At 62.4% G+C, this 3,015-nt stretch carries 1 protein-coding gene; it reads left to right on the top strand.

Annotation, left to right across the window (positions count from 1 at the left end; all coding sequences use genetic code 11):
- Positions 1-45: 45 nt before the first annotated feature.
- A partial coding sequence (locus AvAM_RS25795; RefSeq protein ID WP_212742265.1) for a DUF4347 domain-containing protein occupies positions 46-3,015 on the top strand: 2,970 nt, incomplete at its 3' end.

Below are 3,015 nucleotides of genomic sequence, written 5' to 3'. Positions count from 1 at the left end.
TTGCAATGCTGACAGGCGCAGAAGCCGAAATTTATTCAAAAAATCATGACCACTGACCACACATCCGCCGCCCTCCCATCGCCTGTACAAGAGGTGCTCTTCATTGACAGCCGGGTGCCGGACTTGCAGGCCATCATGGCAGCCGCCCGGCCCGGAGTGAAGGTGGTCATCCTGGACCCCAGCGAAAGTGGCGTGGCGCAGATGGCCAAGGCACTGGAAGGTCTGCATGGCCTGGCGTCCATCAGCGTGGTGTCGCACGGCGATGAAGGGGTGCTGCTGCTGGGCAACGGCCCGCTGTTCAGTGGCAACCTGGAGCAATACCAGGCGCAGCTCAAAGCCATAGGCGCAGCCCTGGGTGCGGACGGGGACCTGCTGTTGTATGGCTGCGATGTGGGTGCAGGCGAGGCAGGAGCGCAGTTCCTTCAGGCCTTGGCGCAACTGACAGGGGCGGACGTGGCCGCCTCGAACGACAGCACGGCAGGTGCGGTGCGTGGAGGCGACTGGGATCTGGAAGTCACCAGCGGGCAGATTGAGGCGACCGCGGCACTGGATGTACAGGCACTGGAGGGTTATGACTTCAGCCTGCACACGGCCAGTGTCAGCACGGTGGCCCAGCTGAAGGCCGCCATCACAACAGGCAGTACTGACGGTTTCGCGGACACCATCACGCTGACGGGCAACATGACCTTTGCCTCGGCGTCGGATGCCATATTCATCAACGTGACGGATGGGCAGACCATGACGATCGTGGGCGGTGGCTTTACGCTCAGTGGCGGGAATCTGGCGCGTGTGCTGGAGACAGCAACCACCAATGCGGGCAGTGCGATTGCTATTGACAATCTGACCATCTCAAATGGTCTGATTGTCGGGAATGGTGGTAGCAACAACACCGGTACTGATGGTGGATCAGGCACCGATGCATTGGGGGGGGGCATTCGAAACGCAGGCACTCTGCTCATCAGTAGCAGCACAATCACGTCCAACAAGGCGGCGGGTGGGGGTGGTGCGGGAGGGGCCTTCTCACAAAGTGGTGGCGGTGGTGGTGGCGGTGGATTTGGGGCTGGTCGTGGAGGGAATGGGGGCTTGAGTCATTACTCCGACGCGCCCACCGCACCGAGTCCAGGTAATGGGGGGAATGGAGGAGGAACCTCAGGTGGACAGCGAGGTGGTTATGGCGGCGGTAGTGTTGGGGGCGCAGGGGGCGGCGCCGCTGTTGCCGGCGCTGGTTACACAATGGGGGGAGCTGGCGCGACCGCTAACAATGGGAGTATTTCGATTGGTGGAGGTGGCGGCGGAAGTGGGGGTTTTTTCAATGGAGGTCAGGGTGGCAATGCCGTCGGCGGTATTTACAACGCCTCCACTGGAAGTCTCACGATCATTAACAGCAACATCACCAACAATATCGCGGCGGGCGGCGGCGGAGGTGGCGGTGCTGCCTCAAACTACACCAGTAGTGGCAATGGCGGTGCCGGTGGTTTCGGCATTGGGGCCATCTGGAACAAAGGCGGCATCGTCAATATTGACTCTACGACCAATGCGTCGTTAAGCACCGGCAATGTCGGTGCTGGAGGCTTCGGCGGGACGGTGAGTGGTTCGGGAAACACAGCAGGCGCCAACGGAGCGGCTGTTTCAACACTGTCCACGACCAATGGGGGCACGCAAAATACCAGCTACGCGCCGACTTCCATCACCAGTGCCATCTACGACGCTAGCACGGGAACCCTGGTGGTCACCGGCGCCAACATGGTCACCGGAGACACCATCGACGTGAGCAAGCTGAGCCTTGCAGGCCAGGGCGGCAGCTACACCCTCACCAGCGCCAACGTCACCGCCGCCAGCGCCACATCGTTCACGGTCACGTTGAATGCTGTAGACAAGCTCAACATCAACGGCATCCTGAACAAGAACGGCACCTCGGCGGTGGACACCACCACCTTCAATCTGGCGGCGGCGGCCAACTGGGACTCCACGCAGAGCGCTGCAGCCGACCTGACCGGCAACGCCGTCACGGTCAGCAACGTTGCAGCCCCCACCATCACCAGCGCCACCTTCGACGGCGCCACCAACGTGCTGGTGGTCACCGGCACGGGCCTGGTCAAGACGATCGGCGCCACCAACGACATCACCGTCAGCAAACTGACTATCACCGGCGAAGGTGGCTCGACCTACACCCTGTCCACCAGCAGCAACGTCGAAGTCACCAGCGCCACCAGCTTCAGCCTCACGCTCAGCGGTGCCGACATCGCCGGCGTGAACAACCTGCTCAACAAGAACGGCTCATCCTCGGCCGGCAGCTCAACCACCTACAACATCGAGGCGGCAGACGACTGGAACAGCGTCATCACCGGCGGCAACATCGCCGACCTCACGGGCAACGGCATCACCGTCAGCAACGCTGCGCCCGCCATCCAGTCGGCCAGCTACGACGCCAGCACCGGAACCCTCACGGTCACGGCCGTCAACATGGTCACTGGCGACACCATCGACGTGAGCAAGCTGAGTCTTGCAGGCCAGGGCGGCAGCTACACCCTTACCAGCGCCAACGTCACCGCAGCCAGTGCCACCAGCTTCACGGTCACGCTGAACGCTGCAGACCAGCTCAACATCAACGGCATCCTGAACAAGAACGGCACCTCGGCGGTGGACACCACCACCTTCAATTTGGCCGCCGCCGCTTCGTGGGATGCCAGCCGCATGACATCCGCCGACCTCACCGGCAACGCCGTGACGGTCTCCAACGTTGGCGCCCCCACCATCACCAGCGCCACCTTCGACGGATCGACCAACGTGCTCGTGGTCACCGGCACCGGCCTGGTCAAGACCGTGGGCGCTACCAATGACATCACCATCAGCAAGCTCACCATCACCGGCGAAGGCGGCGCCACCTACACCCTGTCCACCACAGGCAACGTAGAGGTCACCTCGGCCACCAGCTTCTCCATCACCCTTGCTGGCGCAGACATCGCTGGAGTCGGTGCCCTTCTCAACAAGAACGGCACCTCGGCACTCAGCAGC

Source organism: Acidovorax sp. NB1, assembly GCF_005405905.1.
In the GTDB taxonomy this organism is placed as follows: Bacteria; Pseudomonadota; Gammaproteobacteria; order Burkholderiales; family Burkholderiaceae_C; genus Acidovorax.
Note: the sequence above shows the minus strand (reverse complement) of the source record. Positions and strands in the feature narration are given on the sequence as shown.